This window comes from Mesorhizobium sp. P3_B5, assembly GCF_056402815.1.
Genome location: NZ_JBFUGR010000007.1, coordinates 216,299 through 236,319, shown reverse-complemented (window position 1 = coordinate 236,319; position 20,021 = coordinate 216,299). Strand labels below are relative to the sequence as shown.

The 20,021-nt window shown below is 63.9% G+C and carries 19 protein-coding genes; 10 read left to right on the top strand and 9 right to left on the bottom strand.

What is annotated here, in order from left to right; all coding sequences use genetic code 11:
* Window positions 1-78: 78 nt before the first annotated feature.
* The 3 genes from AC1DVW_RS19895 to AC1DVW_RS19885 all read left to right on the top strand — a co-directional run bounded on the left by AC1DVW_RS19895 (window position 79) and on the right by AC1DVW_RS19885 (window position 3,910).
* Window positions 79-1,086, top strand: coding sequence for an iron ABC transporter substrate-binding protein (locus tag AC1DVW_RS19895; protein ID WP_477325277.1), 1,008 nt, complete (start codon window positions 79-81; stop codon window positions 1,084-1,086).
* A gap of 233 nt (window positions 1,087-1,319) precedes the next feature.
* The gene (locus tag AC1DVW_RS19890) at window positions 1,320-2,828 is read left to right on the top strand and encodes an ABC transporter permease (protein ID WP_477325275.1); all 1,509 of its coding nucleotides are present in this window, start codon (window positions 1,320-1,322) and stop codon (window positions 2,826-2,828) included.
* Window positions 2,825-3,910 (top strand): ABC transporter ATP-binding protein, encoded by a 1,086-nt coding sequence (locus tag AC1DVW_RS19885; RefSeq protein WP_477325273.1) that lies wholly within the window; start codon window positions 2,825-2,827, stop codon window positions 3,908-3,910. Before AC1DVW_RS19890 ends, AC1DVW_RS19885 begins: the two co-directional genes overlap by 4 nt.
* Here the strand turns inward: AC1DVW_RS19885 and AC1DVW_RS19880 are convergent.
* The 6 genes from AC1DVW_RS19880 to tlpA all read right to left on the bottom strand — a co-directional run bounded on the left by AC1DVW_RS19880 (window position 3,907) and on the right by tlpA (window position 10,131).
* Window positions 3,907-4,710 carry a phosphodiesterase gene (locus tag AC1DVW_RS19880; RefSeq protein WP_477325271.1) on the bottom strand — a complete coding sequence of 268 codons (804 nt, stop codon included), beginning with the start codon at window positions 4,708-4,710 and terminating at the stop codon, window positions 3,907-3,909. The two genes, AC1DVW_RS19885 and AC1DVW_RS19880, sit on opposite strands and share 4 nt — an antisense overlap.
* A 44-nt stretch (window positions 4,711-4,754) precedes the next feature.
* Window positions 4,755-5,855 (bottom strand): sn-glycerol-3-phosphate ABC transporter ATP-binding protein UgpC, encoded by a 1,101-nt coding sequence (gene ugpC, locus AC1DVW_RS19875; protein WP_477325269.1) that lies wholly within the window; start codon window positions 5,853-5,855, stop codon window positions 4,755-4,757.
* Window positions 5,856-5,874: 19 nt separating this feature from the next.
* Complete coding sequence (locus AC1DVW_RS19870) at window positions 5,875-6,789, bottom strand: ABC transporter permease subunit (RefSeq protein WP_477325267.1); 915 nt, start codon at window positions 6,787-6,789, stop codon at window positions 5,875-5,877.
* 7 nt (window positions 6,790-6,796) lie between these two features.
* Entirely contained in the window at window positions 6,797-7,681 is an 885-nt protein-coding gene (locus AC1DVW_RS19865) for a carbohydrate ABC transporter permease (protein WP_477246565.1), read from the bottom strand.
* 104 nt (window positions 7,682-7,785) lie between these two features.
* A complete protein-coding gene (locus tag AC1DVW_RS19860; protein WP_477325352.1) occupies window positions 7,786-9,132 on the bottom strand; it encodes an extracellular solute-binding protein in 1,347 nt (448 codons plus the stop codon).
* A 318-nt stretch (window positions 9,133-9,450) separates the two neighbouring features.
* On the bottom strand, window positions 9,451-10,131 hold the full coding sequence (tlpA, locus tag AC1DVW_RS19855) for a thiol:disulfide interchange protein TlpA (RefSeq protein WP_477325265.1): 681 nt from the start codon (window positions 10,129-10,131) through the stop codon (window positions 9,451-9,453).
* 35 nt (window positions 10,132-10,166) lie between these two features.
* On the opposite strand from tlpA, the gene argH reads away from it, so the two are divergent.
* The 3 genes from argH to lysA all read left to right on the top strand — a co-directional run bounded on the left by argH (window position 10,167) and on the right by lysA (window position 13,132).
* The gene (gene argH / locus AC1DVW_RS19850; RefSeq protein ID WP_477325264.1) at window positions 10,167-11,567 is read left to right on the top strand and encodes an argininosuccinate lyase; all 1,401 of its coding nucleotides are present in this window, start codon (window positions 10,167-10,169) and stop codon (window positions 11,565-11,567) included.
* A gap of 70 nt (window positions 11,568-11,637) precedes the next feature.
* Window positions 11,638-11,844, top strand: coding sequence for a hypothetical protein (locus AC1DVW_RS19845; protein ID WP_477325262.1), 207 nt, complete (start codon window positions 11,638-11,640; stop codon window positions 11,842-11,844).
* A 19-nt stretch (window positions 11,845-11,863) separates the two neighbouring features.
* Entirely contained in the window at window positions 11,864-13,132 is a 1,269-nt protein-coding gene (lysA, locus tag AC1DVW_RS19840; RefSeq protein WP_477325261.1) for a diaminopimelate decarboxylase, read from the top strand.
* A 13-nt stretch (window positions 13,133-13,145) separates the two neighbouring features.
* Here the strand turns inward: lysA and AC1DVW_RS19835 are convergent, their stop codons facing one another.
* Window positions 13,146-13,448 carry an ArsR/SmtB family transcription factor gene (locus tag AC1DVW_RS19835; RefSeq protein ID WP_477325259.1) on the bottom strand — a complete coding sequence of 101 codons (303 nt, stop codon included), beginning with the start codon at window positions 13,446-13,448 and terminating at the stop codon, window positions 13,146-13,148.
* A 52-nt stretch (window positions 13,449-13,500) separates the two neighbouring features.
* Here AC1DVW_RS19835 and AC1DVW_RS19830 point away from each other — a divergent pair, with 52 nt between their 5' ends.
* From AC1DVW_RS19830 to AC1DVW_RS19820, 3 genes are all read left to right on the top strand, one after another.
* Entirely contained in the window at window positions 13,501-14,442 is a 942-nt protein-coding gene (locus AC1DVW_RS19830) for a threonine/serine dehydratase (protein ID WP_477246552.1), read from the top strand.
* 113 nt (window positions 14,443-14,555) lie between these two features.
* Window positions 14,556-17,144, top strand: a complete 2,589-nt coding sequence (locus tag AC1DVW_RS19825; RefSeq protein ID WP_477270997.1) for a TIGR02302 family protein — start codon at window positions 14,556-14,558, stop codon at window positions 17,142-17,144.
* 38 nt (window positions 17,145-17,182) lie between these two features.
* On the top strand, window positions 17,183-17,554 hold the full coding sequence (locus AC1DVW_RS19820; RefSeq protein ID WP_477246549.1) for a glyoxalase superfamily protein: 372 nt from the start codon (window positions 17,183-17,185) through the stop codon (window positions 17,552-17,554).
* Here AC1DVW_RS19820 and AC1DVW_RS19815 read toward each other — a convergent pair.
* Window positions 17,533-18,426, bottom strand: a complete 894-nt coding sequence (locus AC1DVW_RS19815; RefSeq protein WP_477325257.1) for a LysR family transcriptional regulator — start codon at window positions 18,424-18,426, stop codon at window positions 17,533-17,535. The genes AC1DVW_RS19820 and AC1DVW_RS19815 overlap by 22 nt on opposite strands.
* Before the next feature lie 211 nt (window positions 18,427-18,637).
* On the opposite strand from AC1DVW_RS19815, the gene AC1DVW_RS19810 reads away from it, so the two are divergent.
* A complete protein-coding gene (locus tag AC1DVW_RS19810; protein ID WP_477325255.1) occupies window positions 18,638-19,588 on the top strand; it encodes a DMT family transporter in 951 nt (316 codons plus the stop codon).
* 3 nt (window positions 19,589-19,591) lie between these two features.
* On the opposite strand, the gene AC1DVW_RS19805 is transcribed toward AC1DVW_RS19810, so the two are convergent.
* The gene (locus AC1DVW_RS19805) at window positions 19,592-19,963 is read right to left on the bottom strand and encodes a response regulator (protein ID WP_477246543.1); all 372 of its coding nucleotides are present in this window, start codon (window positions 19,961-19,963) and stop codon (window positions 19,592-19,594) included.
* Window positions 19,964-20,021 lie beyond the last annotated feature (58 nt).

Genomic DNA, 20,021 nt, shown 5'->3' with positions numbered 1-20,021 from the left:
AATGTTGACTATGATAATCATGTATTGATAGGTGCAGCCGTGCCAAGCCAAAGACCATCGAGATCGAGGACGATGCCCATGAAATATGCTCTTTCCACCCTTGCCGGCGCCACCGCGCTGGCAATCAGCCTGATCGCCGGTCCGGCGGTGGCGCAGGAAGACGGCATTGTCGTCTACAACGCCCAGCACGAGAATCTGACCAAGGCCTGGGCGGAAGGCTTCACCAAGGAAACCGGCATCAAGGTCACCGTCCGCAATGGCGGCGACAGCGATTTCTCCAACCAGATCGTCGCCGAAGGCGCCTCTTCGCCGGCAGACGTGTTCCTGACCGAAAACTCGCCAGCCATGGTGCTGGTCGAAACGTCAGGCCTGTTCGCGCCGGTCGACGCCGACACGCTGGCGCAGGTTCCCCAGGATTTCCAGCCGGCCAGCGGCAAATGGGTCGGTGTCGCCGCGCGCAGCACCGTCTTTGCCTACAACAAGACCAAACTGACCACCGACCAATTGCCCAAATCGATGCTCGATCTCGCCGATCCCACCTGGAAGGGCCGCTGGGCCGCTTCGCCCTCTGGCGCCGATTTCCAGGCGATCGTCAGCGCTTTGCTTCAGCTTAAGGGCGAGGCCGCCACGGCCGACTGGCTGAAGGCGATGAAGGAGAACTTCACCGCCTACAAGGGCAACAGCACTGTGATGAAGGCGGTCAATGCCGGCGAGATCGAAGGCGGCGTGATCTATCACTATTACTATTTCGGCGATCAGGCCAAGACTGGCGAGAACAGCAAGAACGTCGCGCTGCACTATTTCAAGAACCAGGATCCGGGCGCTTTCGTCTCGATTTCCGGCGGCGGCGTGCTGGCCTCGAGCAAGCATCAGAAGGAAGCCCAGGCCTTCCTGAAATGGGTGACCGGCAAGGGTGGCCAGGAGGTGCTGAAGACCGGCAATTCCTTCGAATACGCCGTCGGCAAGGGTGCGGAGTCCAATCCTAAGCTGGTGCCGCTGGCCGACCTGCAGGCGCCGAAGGTCGATCCGACGACGCTGAACTCGAAGAAGGTGACCGATCTGATGACGGCAGCCGGCTTGCTTTAGTCCGCTTTCGTCCTAAAAGGGCAACGACTGCGCTCCTGCGGCAATCCGCAGGAGCGCTCTGTTTTCGAGATGGCATTGGTCCATGACGACACGCTGCGTATCCGGCCGCGCCTGCGGTCCCTCAGTCGCTCCCGCCAGCGGGCAGCGGCAGCGCGGCGTCTGAGCTGATGCCTGCGGTCGATCTTGCACGTTCAGGCTTGCCGGCCCACAGGGTCGCGGGGCGGCGACAGCCGATGTCCTGGATAGTGCTCGTGGCCATTCTTATCTCGCTGTTCTCCCTGCTGCCACTTGCCTTCATCATCTGGATCGCGGTGCAGACCGGCTGGGAAACGGTAGCCGCGCTGGTCTTCCGGCCGCGCGTCGGCGAACTTCTGGTCAACACCGTGCTGCTGGTGGCATTGGCCGTGCCGATCGCCATCGTGCTGTCGGTGGCGCTGGCCTGGCTGACCGAGCGCAGCGATCTGCCGGGTGCTCGCCTGTGGGCCTGGCTGGCGGTGGCGCCGCTCGCCATCCCTGCTTTCGTCCACTCCTATGCCTGGATCACCCTGGTGCCGGGATTGCACGGCCTGTGGGCCGGCGTTCTGGTTTCCGTCATCGCTTATTTCCCGTTCCTCTATCTGCCGGTGGCGGCGGCGCTGCGCCGTCTCGATCCCGCTCTCGAGGACGCCGCGGCAGCGCTCGGTCTCGGCCCGTGGCGCGTGTTCGCCCGGGTCGTGCTGCCGCAGCTCAGGCTTGCGCTCTGTGGCGGTTCGCTCCTGGTCGGCCTGCATCTGCTGGCCGAATACGGCCTCTACGTCTTCATCCGCTTCGACACCTTCACCACGGCGATCGTCGACCAGTTCCAGTCGACCTTCAACGGCCCGGCCGCCAACATGCTGGCCGGCGTTCTGGTGACATGCTGCTTCGTGCTGCTCGGCCTGGAGGTACTGGTGCGCGGCGAGGAACGCTACGCCCGCGTCGGCTCGGGCGCCGCGCGCCACCAGCAACGCACCAACCTGGGCAGCTACACCGTCCCTTGCCTGGCGCTGCCGGCCATCACCTCGCTGCTGGCGATCGGCGTGCCGTTCGTCACCATCGGCCGCTGGCTTGCGGCGGGTGGCGCCGAGGTCTGGCGATTCGACGAGATCGGCCTGGCGCTCGGCCAGACGCTGTTCCTGGCGCTCGCCGGGGCGCTGCTCGCAACGATAGCCGCCATGCCGATGGCGTGGATCTCGATCCGCGCGCCGGGACGGCTGCAGCGCCTTCTGGAAGGCTGTAACTACATCGTCGGCTCGCTGCCTGGCGTCGTCGTGGCGCTGGCGCTGGTCACCATCACCGTGCGCATCGCCATGCCGCTCTATCAGTCCCTGTTCACCATCCTTGTCGCCTATGCCCTGATGTTCCTGCCGCGTGCCCTGGTCAGCCTGCGGGCGTCGATCGCGCAGGCGCCGATCGAGCTCGAACGCGCCGCCTCCAGCCTCGGCCGCTCGCCACTCAAGGCGCTGTGGTCGACGACGATCCGGCTGTCGGCGCCGGGGGCGGCGGCCGGCATGGCGCTGGTCGCGCTCGGCATCATGAACGAGTTGACCGCAACCCAGATGTTGGCGCCCAACGGCACCCGCACGCTGGCAATGGCGTTCTGGTCCTACAGCGGCGAGATCGACTATGCCTCGGCTGCGCCCTATGCCTTCATCATGGTGGCGATGTCGCTGCCGCTGACCTGGCTGCTCTACGTCCAGTCGAAACGGATGGCCGGGCGATGAGCTTTCTCGAACTCGAAGGCGTGCACAAGCACTATGGCCCGGTGGCCGCTCTCGCCGGCGTCGACCTCAGCGTGGTCAGTGGCAGCCGCACGGCGATCGTCGGCCCCTCGGGCTGCGGCAAGACCACCCTGTTGCGACTGATCGCCGGCTTTGAAGCGCCGGACCGGGGCCGCATCGTGCTCGATGGCCAGCTGTTGGCCAATGGCGGCACGGCCGTGCCGGCGCATCGCCGCGGCATCGGTGTGGTGGCGCAGGACGGCGCCCTGTTCCCGCATCTGACCATCGCCGACAATATCGGCTTCGGCATGGACCGCCATGCGGACAGGCGCAGCGAGCGCATCGTCGAGCTCGCCTACATCGTCGGGCTCGACAAGGCGATCCTGAAGCGCCGGCCGCACGAGCTCTCCGGCGGCCAGCAGCAGCGTGTCGCCCTGGCACGCGCCATGGCCATGAAGCCGCGTCTGATGCTGCTCGACGAGCCGTTCTCGGCATTGGATACCGCGTTGCGCGCCTCGATGCGCAAGGCGGTGGCCGAGCTGCTGGAAGCCGCCGGCATCACCACCATCCTGGTGACGCACGACCAGGCCGAGGCGCTGTCCTTTGCCAGCCAGGTGGCGGTGATGCGCGACGGCAAGTTTTCGCAGGTCGGCACGCCGCGCGAACTCTATCTCAAGCCGAAAGACCGGATGATCGCCGAGTTCCTCGGCGAGGCCATCATTCTGCCGGCCAAGATTGCCGATGGCTTCGCCAACTCGCCGCTTGGCCGCGTCGCCGTCGACACCACCGAGCGGCGCGATCTCGCCCGCATCATGCTGCGGCCGGAGCAGATATCGGTGAAAAGGACATCACGCGAAGGCATGTCGGGCACGCCGGACATGCTGTTCGGCGAGGTGACGGACTCGGAATTTGCCGGCTCGATGTGCACCATCGCCGTTCGGCTGCTGAACAGTCCCGATCCGCCGGACGCGGCCGCGATCGGCAACACGCCATTGATCCTGCGCAAGCCCGGCATGGACGCGCCGACAGTCGGCGAGATCGTCCGCCTGACCGTGACCGGCAAGGCGCACGTGTTTGGCGCTTAGGAAACCCTTTCGCCAGTCGCCGGTGACCAGAGCGGCCAATTTTCGAGGAAGTCGTTGTTGTGCACGACGAGCCGTCGGGCGGCAGCATCGATGAGAATGATCCCGTAGGTCGGCGGCGCCTGCTCGACGACCTCCTCGCCGACCAGGTCGAGCATGAAGCGGGCATGCAGGCCGCGCTGCGCGGTGAACGGGATGCCGGCGACCGTGCCGGCAATGTCGCGATGGACGTGGCCGAAGAAGATATGGCCGACATTGCCGTGGCGCGTCAAAAGGTCGAGGAAGCGCTGCTTCTGTTCAAGTCCGAGTGGGTCGAGCAGCGGCATGCCGAGCTCGACCGGCGGATGATGCAGGAAGATATAGGCCTGCCGCCCCGCCGCCTCGCCGAGCCGGGCGTCGAGCCAGGCAAGCCTGATGTCGCAGAGTTCGCCGGTGACGCGTCCTTCAGCGAGGCTGTCGAGGAACAGCAATGGTGCTTCCGCGCTATCGTAGACTGACTGCACGAAACCGTTATCGTCGAGCGGATGTTCGGGAAAGGCGGCGACGAGGTTGGCCCGCTTGTCATGGTTGCCCGGCAGCAGCCGGTACGGCACTGAAAGCGCCTGCAGGGCCGCCTTGAGATCGGCGTAGGCGCCGGGCTCTCCGGCGTCGGTCAGATCGCCGGTGAAGACGCAAAGCGCGGCATCGGCATGACGCGCATTGATGTGCGCAATGCACCGCTCAAGCCGCTGGTGCAGATCGACGCCAAAGTGGAGCTCGCCGCGTCGGCCAAGATGAAGATCCGAGACCTGGATGATTTTCATTCGACAACCCGTTCATGGCTTCAGAAGATGATTGCGCTGTCCGTTCAAAGTGCCGGGACCGGTGTCGGCGCTCTGATGTCATCGAGACGTTTGCCCGTCTGCGACGAGAAGAGATGCATGTCGGCCTGTGAAAACAGCACGCCGACGGCGGTGCCTGGCTGCGGATGGACGGCCTCGGAGGTGACCACGGAAAACGGCGCACCGTCGAGATCGACATAAATGACCCGGCCGGCGCCCAGTTCCTCGACGAGGTCGACGGTTGCATCGAGCGCGCCCGGCGAGCCGGGCGCGACCAGCCGAACGGCTTCCGGACGGATGCCGACCGCGATCTCGGTGCCGACCTGCAGGCCCGCGCGGGAAACGTTGAGCTTGCGGCTGCCGCCAAGCAGCGACAGCCCGTCCAGCGTGACCACGCCCTCGAGGATGTTCATCGCCGGCGCGCCGACAAAGGTGGCCACGAAACGGCTCGCCGGACGTTTGTAGATTTCGCCCGGCGTGCCGACCTGTTCGACGCGGCCGCCGTTCATCACCACCAGCCGGTCGGCGAGCGTCATCGCTTCGACCTGGTCATGGGTGACGAACACCGAGGTCGCGTTCAGCCGGCGGTGCAGCTTGCGGATCTCCGAGCGCATCTGGACGCGCAGCTTGGCGTCGAGGTTGGACAGCGGTTCGTCGAACAGGAACACCTTCGGTTCGCGGATCATGGCGCGCCCCATCGCGACACGCTGCCTTTGACCGCCGGAAAGCGCCATCGGCTTGCGATCGAGCAACTGTTCGAGCTCGAGCGTGCGCGCCACCGCCTGGATGCGCTGTGTCCTTTCGGCGGCGGGAACACCGGCCACCTTGAGCGAATAGCCGATGTTCTGCGCCACGCTCATATGCGGATAGAGCGCGTAGTTCTGGAACACCATGGCGCAGCCGCGCTCGCGCGGCTCGAGCTTGTTGACGACGGTACCGTCGATGGCGATCTCGCCGCCGGAAATCTCTTCCAGGCCGGCGATCATCCTGAGCAGCGTGGACTTGCCGCAGCCGGAAGGTCCGAGGATGACGACGAATTCGCCCGACGCGATGTCGAGATCGACGCCATGCACGACCTGCGACTTGGCATAGCTTTTCGTGACGCCGCGAATGGTGATGGAGGCCATCAGCTATCTCCTTTTGAAGTCACTTTTCGGTGGCGATCAGGCCACGCACGAACCAGCGCTGCATGGCGACGACGACGATCAGCGGCGGCAGCATGACGATCAGCGTGCCGGCCATGGCGATGTTCCATTCCGGAATGCCGCCGACGTTCGGAATGAGCTGCTTGAGCTCGGTGACCGCCGTCGCGTGCGACTGGTCGGTGGTGATGAGCAGCGGCCACAGATACTGGTTCCACGCCCACAGGAACATGATCGTCCCGAGCGCCGCCATGTTGTTGCGCGACAGCGGCAGCAGGATGTCGATGAAGAAGCGCAACGGGCCGGCGCCATCCATGCGCGCGGCCTCGGTCAATTCGTCCGGCACGGTCAGAAAGAACTGCCGATAGAGGAAGGTACCGGTGGCGGTGGCGATCAGCGGCAGGATCAGGCCGGGATAGGAATTGAGCATCCCCAGGTTGAGCGCGACATGCACGCCCGAGACCTTCTCGATCAGCCACGATAGACCGGTCAGATCCATGATCGTCTGGTAGGGCTCGAGCACGTTGGCGACGACCGCGTAGGTCGGCACGATGCGCACCTCCAGCGGCAGCATCAGCGTTACGAAAATCAGCCAGAAAATGAGGGTGCGGCCGGGAAACCGGAAATAGACGATCGAGAAGGCGGTAAGCGCCGAGATGATCACTTTGCCGGCGGCGACGCCGGCCGCCATGATGAAGCTGTTGAGCAGCTTCGGCCCGAGATCGGCCGTTATCCATGCCGTCTTGATGTTGACCCAGAAATCGCTGCCCGGCAGCAGCGACATCGGCACATCATTGACGTCCTTGAGGTTGTGCGACGCCGCAATGGCCACGATCGCGAACGGCGCCACGCAAAACACGAAGCCGACGAACAGGATCACATGCGTGAAGAAATTCAGGAACGGTGTGCGCTCTACCATCTCGACATCACCTGTAGTGCACGCGCCGCTCGATGAAGCGGAACTGGAAGATGGTGAGCACGACGATGAGCAGCATAAGGATGATGCTTTGTGCGGCGGCGCCTGAATAATCGAGGCCTTTGAAGCCGTCGGAATAGATCTTGTAGACCATCAGGTTGGTGGCGTTCGCCGGCCCGCCCGATGTCATGATGTCGACGATGCCGAAGGAATCCTGAAAGCTCTCGGTGATGTTGATGACCAGCAGGAAGAAGATCGTCGGCGTGATCAGCGGAAACTGGATATCCCAGAACCGCCTGACGACACCGGCGCCGTCCATGGCCGACGCCTCGATCAAGGAGCGCGGAATGGCCTGGAACGCGGCCAGGAAGAAGATGAAGTTGTAGCCGACATATTTCCACGAGAAGGCGGCGATGATCGAGGCCATCGCGTCGGTGCCGTCGAGGCCGGGATCCCAGAATCCGGGCCACATCTTGTTGACGACGGCCATGAAGCCGGCTTCCGGCGCCAGGATGAAGCGGAAGGCGAGCGCCAGCGCCGGCGCTGCGATGCCGTAGGGCCAGATCAGCACGACGCGATAAAACCGTGAGCCGGCAAGCTGCCGGTCGGTCAGCGCGGCCAGAACCAGCGCGATGAACATGGCAAGCCCGGTGCTGATGCCGGCAAAGACCAGGCTGGCGCTGATCGAATTCCAGTAATCGGCGCTGGACAGGATCGCGCGGAAATTGTCCAGCCCGACCCAGATGTTGCCGCCGCCCCATGGCTGCTGCAGCGTCAGCGACCAATAGACCGCCTGGCCGGCCGGCCAGTAGAAGAAGGTAAAGATCAAAAGCAGCTGCGGCACCGCAAACAGGATGCCTATGGTCCATCTGCTGAACGTAACGCGTTTTTCCATCGATCCGCCGACGTTGAACCGCCAGCCCGCCTTCAAGTGAAGAGACTAGATGTGAAACGGCCGCCCGTCGATTTTTCGGCGGGCGGCCTTGGCAGCGCGTGAAATCAGGGCAGCATCTTGCCCGGATAGGTCTGCTGGAAGCGCTCGAGGATGGCGTCGCCATTCTTGACCAGCGTGTCGAGGCCCTCCTGGACGCTGACCTTGTTGGCGAAGATTGCCTGCATCTGCGTGCCGAACTCGGCGCGGATCTGGGTGAAATTGCCAAGCCGGATGCCGCGGGTGATTTCGGTCGGCTCCGAGGCGGTCAGACTGGCGATCGCGGTTTCACGGCCCTTGTAGGGCGCCTTGTCGTAGAAACCTTGGGACTTCAGATACTCGAAGCCCGACTTGGTCACCGGGATATAGCCGGTGTTGGTCGACCAGAACAAAGCGGTCTTGGGATCATGGATGAAGTTGAGGAACGCAGCCGCGCCCTTGTATTCCGCATCCGACTTGCCGGAGAGAACCCACAGCGAGGCGCCGCCGACCAGCGAGTTCTTGCGCTCGGTGCCGGCATAGACCGGCAGTTCGGCGACATCCCAGTTCATGCCTGCCTTCTGCGTCTTGCCGACCGTGCCGTGGTCGCCGACCGAGGTCATGATCACCTGGCAGGTGCCGGACGCGAAGGCCTGGACCATATCCTGGCCAAGGTCCTTGGACTTGATCTTGATGAGGCCGGCATCATACCACTTCTTCAGATCGGTGACGTACTGCACGAACTTGGTCTTGTTGACTTCGAGGCGGGCGTCGAGACCGTCATAGCCGTTGTTCTTGGTGGCGATCGGCTGGTTGTGGATGGCAGAGAACTGCTCCATCAGCTGCCAGCTTTCGTTGGCTGAGATGTTGATCGCCATCGGGCACTCATAGCCGGCGTCCTTGAGCGCCTGCAGGTCGGCGCCGACATCTTCCCAGGTCTTCGGCGCTTCGGTCTTGCCGATCTTGGCGAAGGCGTCCTTGTTCCAGTACATCAGCGGGGTCGAGGAATTGAACGGGAACGACAGCATCTCGCCCTTCGACGTGGCGTAGTAGCGCGCGATGCCGGGGAAATAGTCGGCATAGTCGATCTTGTAGCCGTTCTCTTCCATCAGCTTGTCGGCCGGCTTGTAGGCGCCCGAAAGCATCATGGTGGCGGTGCCGACATCATAGACCTGGACGATGGCAGGCTGCTTGCCGGCGCGGAAGGCGGCGATGGTGTTCTGCAGCGTGGCATCGTAGTTGCCCTGGCTGGTGCAAACGACTTCATAGTCGGATTGCGATGCATTGAAGTTCTTGCACATCGTATCGACGACGCGCGCCAGATCGCCCGACAGGCCGAACCAGAAATCGAACTTGGTCGGCTCCGCGGCAGCGGGCAGCGCCATGGAAACGCTGATTGCGCCGGCGGCCACAGCCGCCAGGCTCTTTTTGATCATCGACATGAATCTCATTCCCTGTTGAGTGGTTCGTTTCAAGGATCGTCGCGCGGGTCCCTGACCGTCTCTTAGAGAATGTATGTGACAGTTCTGTTGTGCCCTTTTCGACCTGCGGACAGGCATTTTTCTCCTCCCGGGACGACTTGCGCCGCGACGAAAATGAGCCCGTTATATCGGCGCCATTGACTAGCTAGGGCACTGCGCAGCGGCGTAAAGGCCGGGGAGAGGCGCTGCTCAAATCGAGCTCTATTGGATGAATGAAATGCAGGGTATCGCAGCGGTCGCATGTCAGCCGAATGGCCGGCGGCGTCTCCGGCCTTAGCTGCCAAGTGCCGCTTCGACCAGTCTCCTCGCATCCGGCCCCGACCATTCGGCCGGGCCGTTCATATGGGCGATCAGGCAGCCTTGCCCGTCGATCAGCATGGTGACCGGCAGGCCGAGTGCCAGGCCGCGCGTCTTGACCTCGTTGAACAGTCCCATCGTCGCATCGCGATAGTAGCCGAGCGCTTCGACGCCAGTCTCCTTGAGGAACTTCTTCGGCTTGACGTCGTCGCCGGCATCGACATTGACCGCGATGACCTGGAAGGCGTCACTGCCCTTTTCCTTCTGCAGTGCATCCAGCGCCGGCATCTCGGCGCGGCAAGGCGCGCACCACGTCGCCCACAGATTGAGCAGCACCGTCTTGCCGGCATGATCGGCGATCGTCATCGGCTTGCCGTCAGGACCATTGAAGGCGAGGCTTTTCAGCGATTGCGGCGGATCGGCCGGCAAAAGCGCGGCAACCTGGCCGGTGGCCGCGGCCGCGACCTTCTTCGCGCGCTCGCTCTTGGCGGCGCACGCGACGTCGTCCTTGCTGTCGCCGGCAGCGATCTGTGCCGGAGCGTTGTTGCCAGAACCGCTCTCGCTGACATATACCGCGACCGCGCCAGCCAACACGCCCGCCACCAAGGCTGCAAGGATCAGGCGCGGGGCCGGGAAGAATCTATTGCCGTCTGCCATTTTCTAAAAACTGCTCCGGAGCACGGGTTATAGCGATGAGCGACAAGAAGGCCAGCAACCAGATGTGGGGCGGACGTTTTGCCTCGGGTCCGGCCGCGATCATGGAAGCGATCAACGCGTCGATCTCGTTCGACCGCAAACTCTATGCTCAAGACATTCGCGGCTCGATCGCCCACAGCCAGATGCTGGCGCAAACGGGCATTATTTCGGCGGCCGATCAAGAAAAAATCGCTCACGGGCTAAACACGATTCTGAAAGAGATCGAGGCCGGCACATTCGAATTCTCGACCCGGCTGGAAGACATCCACATGAATGTCGAGGCCCGGCTTGCCGATCTGATCGGCCCGGCCGCCGGCCGCCTGCACACCGCCCGCTCGCGCAACGACCAGGTGGCGGTCGACCTCAGGCTGTGGGTCAAGGACGAATGCTTTCGCGTCGCCGAGGCGTTGAAGGGCCTGATCGCGGCCTTCCTGGAACGGGCCGAGGAGCATGCGGCAACGGTGATGCCGGGCTTCACCCACATGCAGGCGGCGCAGCCGGTGACCTTCGGCCATCATTGCATGGCCTATGTCGAGATGTTTGCGCGCGACCTGTCACGCGTCCGCGACGCCATCGAGCGGATGGACGAAAGCCCGCTCGGTGCGGCCGCCCTTGCCGGCACCAGCTTTCCGATCGACCGCCACCAGACGGCAAAAAACCTCGGTTTCCGCGAGCCTATGCGCAATTCGCTGGACAGTGTTTCGGACCGCGATTTCGCGCTGGAGTTCCTCGCCATGGCGGCGATCTGCGCGACGCATCTGTCGCGGCTGGCCGAAGAGATCATCATCTGGTCGACGCCGCAATTCGGCTTCGTCAGGCTGTCGGATAGCTTTTCCACCGGCTCCTCGATCATGCCGCAGAAGAAGAACCCCGACGCCGCCGAGCTGGTGCGCGGCAAGACCGGCCGCGTCACCGGCCATCTGGTCGGCCTTTTGACGGTGATGAAGGGCATGCCGTTGACCTATGGCAAGGACATGCAGGAAGACAAGGAATCCGTCTTCGACGCCGCCGAGACGCTCGACCTGATGCTGGCGGCGATGACCGGCATGGTGCGCGACATGACGGTAAACGCCGCCGCCATGAAAAAGGCCGCCGGCGCCGGCTATTCCACCGCCACCGACCTTGCCGACTGGCTGGTGCGCACGCTCGGCCTGCCGTTCCGCGAGGCGCATCACATCACCGGCCGCGCCGTGGCGCTGGCCGAAGAGAAAAAAATCGGCCTGGACAGGCTGTCGCTGGAGGACTTGCAGGAGATAAACCCCGGCATCACCGCCGACATCTTCTCGGTGCTTGCCGTGCAGAATTCGGTGAAAAGCCGCGTCAGCTTCGGCGGCACCGCGCCCTCGGAAGTGAGGAAGCAGATCCGCGCCTGGAAAAAGCGGCTGGCGAAAGCATAGGCCGGGGTGCAATGCGCCGAAAACTCGGCTAAAAGCAGCGGCGGACAAAGAGTTTCGGACGGATGGATCGATGACCGGAAGCAGGATTTTGGTGACGCTGACGCTGCTTGCGGCGCTTACCGCCGTTACGGCCTGCGGCAGGAAGGCCGGTCTCGACACGCCTTACGAAGCGGCCGTGCAGGCACGCAAGGATGCCGAGCGGGCCAAGCAGCCCGTGCCGCCCGAGCCGGAAAAACCGATCGAGGACAAGAAGTTCATTCTCGACCCGCTTCTCTGATCTTTCCGGAACCACTCTCGTGAACCATTTCGACTACCGCGACGGCGTGCTGCATGCCGAGGACGTGGCGATACCAGACATCGCGGCCAACGTCGGCACGCCGTTCTACTGCTATTCGACAGCAACGCTGACCAGGCATTTCCGCGTCTTCGCGCAAGCCTTCGCCGGGCTGGACACGCTGGTCTGCTACGCCATGAAGGCTAATTCCAACCAGGCGGTGCTGCGCACGCTGGCAAAACTCGGCGCCGGCGCCGACGTCGTCTCGGAAGGCGAATTGCGCCGCGCATTGGCCGCCGGCATTCCGGCAAACAAGATCCTGTTTTCGGGCGTCGGAAAGACCGCGCGCGAAATGGACTTTGCGCTTGAGGCCGGCATCCTCTGCTTCAACGTCGAATCCGAACCCGAGCTCGATTTGCTGTCGGCCCGCGCCGCAGCCCTTGGCAAGGTGGCGCCGATCTCGCTGCGCATCAATCCCGATGTCGACGCCAAGACCCACAAGAAGATCTCCACCGGCAAGGCCGAGAACAAGTTCGGTGTTCCCTGGCAGAAGGCGCGGCAGATCTATGCCCGCGCAGCGCAGCTGCCCGGCATCAGGATCACCGGCATCGACACCCATATTGGCAGCCAGATCACCGAGCTGCAGCCTTTCGACGATGCCTTCGCCCTGCTGGTCGAATTGGTCGGCGCGCTGCGCGCCGATGGCCATGCCATCGAGCATGTCGATCTCGGCGGCGGCCTCGGCATTCCCTACCGCGTCGACAACAGCCCGCCGCCCTTGCCCGATGCCTACGCGCAGATCGTCAGGAAGCATGTCACCAGGCTCGGGCTCAAGGTGATGTTCGAACCCGGCCGGCTGATCGTTGGCAATGCCGGCATCCTCGTCTCCGAAGTGATCTTCGTGAAGGAGGGCGACGCCAAGAATTTCCTCGTCGTCGACGCCGCAATGAACGATCTGATCCGACCGACGCTCTATGACGCCTTCCATGAGATCAGGCCGGTGGAGCAGCAGCCGGCCGCGGCGCCGCGCATGATGGTCGACGTGGTCGGCCCGGTCTGCGAGACCGGCGATTATATCGGCCTCGACCGTGACCTGCCCCGGCTGAAGTCGGGCGACCTCATCGCCATTTCTACTGCCGGCGCCTATGGCGCCGTGCAGGCCGGCACCTACAACACCCGCCTGCTGGTACCGGAAGTGCTGGTCGACGGCGACCGCTTCCACGTCGTGCGCCCGCGCCAGACCTATGAAGAGCTGATCGGACTGGATTCAGTTCCCGACTGGCTGGAATAGAGAGCCTACGGCGCTACAGCCTGCGCTGAACGAGCAACCGGGTTTCGGAAATCCTGTCCTCGTCACGGCGGTAGAATGTCCACTGCTTGATGCGCTTGGCGCGCAGAAGACCGGCCTGGGTGAGTACGCGCATATGTTCGCTGAGCGTCGCCTGGGTGATGCCGAGCTTTTCGGCGATCAGCAGCGCGCAAACGCCATCCTCGACCAGATCGCCATCCACCTGGCGTGGGAAATGGGCGCGCGGATCCTTCAGCCAATCGAGGATCTGCAGCCTGCGCTCGTTGGCGATCGCCTTGAAGACATCAACCTCTTGCATTTAGCCATTTTGCTAAGTTACTAAGCAATGTCAATCTTGTCAGGAGCGCACCATGCCGGACGGCAACACAATCACCCGCGAGCGCATCGCCGCGATGGAGCCGCGCATCCGGCCCTTCGTGCGCCACACGCCGACACTGCGGGTCGACATGGCCGATTTCGGCCGCCCCGCCCATGCCGTCGACCTGAAGCTCGAAAGCCTGCAGCATTCCGGCTCGTTCAAGGCGCGCGGCGCCTTCACCAACCTGCTTGAACGTCCGGTGCCCAAGGCCGGCGTCGTCGCCGCCTCGGGCGGCAACCATGGCGCCGCGGTCGCCTATGCCGCCATGCGGCTCGGTCACAAGGCAACGATCTTCGTTCCCGAAGTCAGCCCGCAGGCAAAGCTGGACCGCATCCGCGGCTACGGCGCCGATCTGGTTGTCGGCGGCGCCCGCTATGCCGAGGCCCTGGCTGCCAGTGAAAGCTTCGCGGAAAAGACCGGTGCGCTGCAGATCCACGCCTTCAACCAGGCGGAAACGCTGGTCGGCCAAGGCACGCTCGGGCTCGAGATCGAGGCAGACCTGCCCGAACTCGACACGCTGCTGGTCGCTGTCGGTGGCGGCGGCCTGATCGGCGGCATCGCCGCCTGGTTTGCCGGCCGGATCCGCATCATCGCCGTCGAGCCCGAAGGGGCTCCGACACTCTTCCGCGCTTTGGAGGCGGGCCAGCCGGTCGACGCACCGGCGGAAGGCATCGCCGCCGATTCGCTGGCCCCCAAGCGCGTCGGCGAAATGATGTTCCCGATCGCCGAGGCCTTCGTCGAACGCTCCCTCCTGGTCAGCGACGACGACATCATCGCCGCGCAGAAAGCGCTGTGGGACCGGGTGCGGATCATCTCCGAGCCGGGTGGTGCGGCCGCCTTCGCGGCGATCCTGTCCGGCCGCTACGAACCATCGCCAGGCGAGCGTGTCGCCGTGCTGGTCTGCGGAGCCAACGCAAATCCGGCGAATTTCTAGCCGCAACCGCGACAAGACCTGTTCACGTTTTAACTGCCGCCTCGCCTTTGCCGTGTTTGCTGGTAAACTTCCGTTCGTGAGTCCGGGCTATCCCGCCCGGACAGGAAGGGCCGATGACGCAACGACCCACTTCCAGCAGCGATCGCGGCCTGGCCGGGCGCCTTGCCTTGAGCCGGCTGGCGACGCGGGTCTCGATGACGGTCGAGCGCGGCTGGCCGTTGCTGCTGCCGCTGGTCATCGTCGCCAGCCTGTTCCTCAGCATCTCCTGGCTTGGCCTCTTCCCCCGCTTGCCCGACATGGTGCGCATCGGCCTCGTCGCCGCATTCGCCATCGCCGGCCTTGCGGCACTCTATCCGCTGCGTTTCTTCAAACTGCCGTCCGCTGCCGAGATCGACCGCCGCATCGAAGCGGCCAACAATTTGCTGCACAGCCCCGTGCTGGTGCAGACCGATCGGCCGAGCGGCAAGGAAAGCGGCTTTTCGCAGGCGCTGTGGCGCGAGCACCAGAAGCGCATGGCCGACCAGCTCGGCAACCTCGGCGCCGACCTGCCGCGCACGCGCGTGCCGGAGCGCGACCCATGGGGGCTGCGCGCCGTGGCTGCCCTTTTGTTGGTCACCGCCTTTGCCTTTTCCTTCGGACCGTCGGGCGGCCGGATAGGCGACGGCTTCAATGCCCATGCGGCACGCGACACGGTTCCGCCGCGCATCGATGCCTGGGTGACGCCGCCTGCCTATACCGGCAAGCCGCCGGTCTTCCTCACCGCTGACGCCAATCAGGCCGCCTTGACCTTTAACGTTCCGCAAGGCAGCGACGTCTCGCTGCGCGTCACCGGCGGTTCGGGCGAGGAAACGCTGAGCTACGCCGACGCCAGCGGCAACGCCCGCATTATCGACCCGGCCGGACCGAAAGCCACCACGGCCAAGCCGGCGGCCGCCACGCCCAAGCTGCGCCAGTTCACCGGCAAGCTGACTGCTGACGGCACGCTGACGCTGAAATCGGGCGAAGCCGACCTTGGCCACTGGGCTTTCACAGTGATCCCGGACAAGCCGCCGCAGATCCATTTCGTCGGCGAACCAAAGCGTGCCGCCAACGGCGCCTTCGAACTCAGCTACCAGATAGACGACGATTATGGCGCGGCCACCGGCAAGGCGGTTTTCGCGCTGGCCGACCCGCAGGCGCCCACCGCCCACCCGCTCTACGGCCCGCCCGAACTGCCGCTGGCGCTGCCGCGCCGCGGCGGCAAGACCAACGTCGCCAAGACCACCAAGGACCTGACCGAGCACGTCTGGGCGGGCGACAGCATCAAGCTGACGCTGGTCGCCACCGACGATGCCGGACATACCGCAACCAGCGAGACCAAGACGCTGGTGATGCCGGAGCGGCCATTCTCCAATCCGCTGGCAAGGGCGGTGATCGAGCAGCGCCGCCTGCTGGCGCTCGACGCCAACGCCAAGAACCACGTGCTCGACTTGATGGACGCGATCACCATCCGCCCCGAAGACACGTTCGACAACATGGCGCACTACCTCGCCATCATGAGCGCCCGCAGCCGGCTGAAGATGGCCGACAGCGACGATCAGCTGCGCAACGAGGTGTCCTATCTCTGGGAAATCGCGCTCGGCATCGAGGAAGGCAATCTGTCGGCCGCCGAGAAGCGGCTGCGCCAGGCGCAGCAGGCGCTGCAGGACGCGATCAAGAACGGCGCCAGCGATGCTGAAATCGAAAAGGCGATGAAGGAACTGCGCGAGGCGATGAACGAGTTCCTGCAGGAATTCGCCCAGCGCGCGCAGCAGAATCCGAACGCGCCGCAGATGCAGCAGAACGGCCAGGAATTGCGCCAGAGCGACATCGACCGCATGATGGACCAGATCGAGAATCTGGCGAAATCAGGCGATCGCGACAAGGCGCAGGAGCTGCTGTCGCAACTGCAGGACATGATGAACAATCTGCAGGCCGGACGCCAGCAACAGGGCGACCAGCAGGACAGCGAGATGCGCCAGCAGATGGACAAGCTCGGCGAGATCATGCGGCGCCAGCAGGAGATGATGAACGACACCTTCCGCATGGACCAGATGCAGCGCGGCCAGCGTCAGCGCGGCCAGAACCGCGACGAGCAGCTTGGCGAAAATGGCGGCGGACAGGATCAGGACAAGCCCGGCCCGGGTGACGACCGCGACCCGCTCGCCCGGCAGAAGCCGATGACGCCGCAGGAGTTCGCTGAAGCGCTGAAGCAGTTGCAGGAAGGCCAGGGCAAGCTGCAAAGCGACCTTGAGCAGCTGAAGAAGGGTCTCGAAGGCCTGGGCATGGAGCCCAATGAAGGATTTGGCGAGGCCGGCAAATCCATGGGCAATGCCGAACAGGCGCTCGGCGAGGGCGAAGGCGACCAGGCCGTTGGCCACCAGGGCCGAGCGCTGGAGGCGCTGCGCAAGGGCGCCAAGGACATGATGAAACAGTTGCAGGCCATGCAGGGCGACCAGGGCGGCAGCGAGCAAGGCGGCCGCCAGCAGGACGCCGACCGTGATCCGCTCGGCCGGCCGCGCGCTACCAACGGCCCTGACGACGGCAACTCGGTGAAGGTACCGGACGAGATCGACGTGCAGCGCGCCCGCCAGATCCTCGAAGCGATCCGCAAGCGGCTCGGCAATGCGCTGAGCCCCGATATCGAGCGCAGCTATCTCGAGCGGCTGTTGGAGCTCAAATAACCACCCTGCCCCTGAACCTATCGAACGGTTGCAACGCCATGCCGAAACTCGGCGCGATCACCCCCATCCTGCGCATCTTCGACATCGCCAAGGCGCAGGAATTCTATGTCGGTTTTCTCGGCTTCGAAATTCAATGGGAGCACCGCTTCGACGACAACGCGCCGCTCTACATGGCGGTCCGCCGCGACGGCTGCATCCTGCATCTCAGTGAACATCACGGTGACGGTGCGCCGGGCGCGGCCTTGCGCATTCAGGTCGAGGACATCGCGGCACTGCATCGCGAATTGATCGGCAAGAAATACCGCTTCGCGCGGCCGGGTCTCGAAGACACGCCGTGGAAGAGCCGCGAGATATCGGTCACCGATCCGTTCGGCAACCGGCTGCATTTCTACGAGGAAGCGGCTGGCTGACCCTGCCTGTTGACGAACGCCTCGCGGATTGCCTCCTCCATGCCGTCGATCGCCTCGCCCGACGCATTCGGATTGCGGTGCATCACGACATTGGAGGCATCGATGGCACCAAAGCCATCGGCCAATGTGAGTTCGCGACAACCATCGGGAATGTTGCTGCGCGAAATCGGCGCGATTGCCAGCCCTGAGGTGACAGCGAGTTTCAGACCGCCGGTGGTGTCGCTGGTGTAAGCGACACGATAGGCAAGCCCCCGTTGCTCAAGTGACTTGATGGCGAAGTCCTTGCACCAACCTGCCCGGTTGTAGAGGGCGATCGGCACCGGCTGTTCCTCATGCATGTGATGCAGGTTCGACGTCACCCACACGGTCGGGTCGTGCATCAGCACTTCGCCGCCGGAGGGGTCCTGCCATTCGAACACCACGCAGAGATCGAGTTCGCCGGCGGCGAGCGCCGCCGTCTGCGCCCCCGAATGGGCGTAGCGCACCGTCACCTCGACCTTGGTGTGACGTTTCGAAAATGCGCCGAGCGCGCGCGAAAGAATGGCGTGGCCATATTCCTCGGGAATGCCTATGCGCACAGGACCGCCAAGCGGCGCTGCCGCCATCGACGCCGCAGTCTCGTCGAGCAGCGAGACGATACGCCGGGCGTTGGCGATGAGCTCACCGCCACGCCGCGTCAGCGCCACGCCGCGCGATCCGCGTTCGAACAGGCTGTCGCCGACCATGCCTTCGAGCTTCTTCATCTGCATCGAAACCGCCGACTGGGTACGGCCGGCCTGCTCCGCCGCCTTGGTAAAATTGCCGGTTTCCGCCACCGCGACGAAGGTGCGCAGGAGATCGCTGTCGAGCGTCGGCTTCATGGTATCCGCCATAAGAAAATCTGATTGCTGGCATCATTCCAATTCGTTTGCAACATGTCAAACGGCGGAGGATAGTCAGCTTCCCATTGGATATGCGACTGCGAAATCGGCCGCGGACCAATTTGTAGAGTCCTCACTCATACCCGCTGCCCGAAACGGTGGCGGGTTCTTTTTACCTTAAAGCAGACTAGGCTTTCGGCGGCACGTGAACGGTTGGAACGACATGCAGAACCGGATCGTCCTTGGCATCATAAGCCTCTGCCTTGGCGTGCTGGTGTTCTCGTTCCAGGATCCGCTGGTCAAGGCCGTATCGAGCACCTATCCGGTGACTGAAGTGATGGCGATCCGCTCGATCGTTGCTCTGCCGATCCTGATCCTTCTCGTCCATTTCGATGTCGGCTTGCCGGCGATCCTGTCGCAGCGGTTTGGCATGCTGACGACGCGCGCCTTCACCCAATTCTCATCCTACACGATCTACTATCTGGCCATCGCCGCTTTGCCGCTGGCCGATGCGGTGGCGCTGTATTTCATGGCGCCGTTGTTCATCATGGCGCTGGCCGGCCCCTATCTTGGCGAACGCGTCTCCTGGAAGACGCTCACCACGGTCGTGATCGGCATGCTCGGCGTTCTGGTGATGTTGCGGCCCGGCGCCGGCCTGTTCGACTGGGCGGCGCTGCTGTCGCTCGGTTCGGCGCTGCTCTACGGCCTTTCGCAGCTGATGGCGCGCAAGATCGGCGATACTGAATCCTCCACCGTCATGGCGTTCTATCAAAACGGCGCCTATCTGGTCGGGGCCGCGGTGGTCGCCGGCATGTTCCGGCTGGCCGGCATCACCCACGCCGTCCATCCCAGCCTCGAATTCCTGGTGCGGCCATGGATTTGGCCGGCGACGCCGGATTTCCTGAAGATGGCAGCCTGCGGTTTCGTCGCCTCAGCCGGGATGATCCTGCTCTCGCAGGCCTATCGGCTGGCGCCTGCCAACCGCGTCGCCACCTTCGAATACACCGGCATCATCTGGTCGCCGCTGTGGGGTTTCCTGTTCTTTGCCGAAGTGCCGCGATCGACGACCGCGATCGGCGCGGCGGTTATCGTCGGCGCCGGCCTGCTCGCCCTCAACACCGAGCGACGCAAGGGCACAACATCTGCGCTTGTTGCAACCGGCGACGCGGCATGACCATCAAGCGAAGCAGGCGAGCGCCTTTTCGACGCGGGCGCGGATTTCGGCCAGCGTGAACGGCTTCTGCACGACGTCGAGGATGATGCCGTTCAGTTCCTCGGCGCGTTCGCGCTGGTCGGCATAGCCGGTCATCAGCAGGATCTTCATCGTCGGGAAAAGTGCGGCGGCCGCCATGGCCATCTCGATGCCGTCCATCTCCGGCATGCGGATGTCGGAGACAACGAGGTCGTAGCCGCCAAGTGCCGCGCGAATCAGGGCAAGCCCTTGCGCGCCATCGGCGGCAACGGTGACCGAATGCCCGTCACGTTCGAGCGCGCGGGCGGCGAGGGTGCGGACGGACTCATCGTCCTCGACGATCAGAAGCTTTGCCATGGGCAGGATACTTGACGGGGAAAAGTTGACTTTTCCTGAACCGCAAAAGCATCAAAAA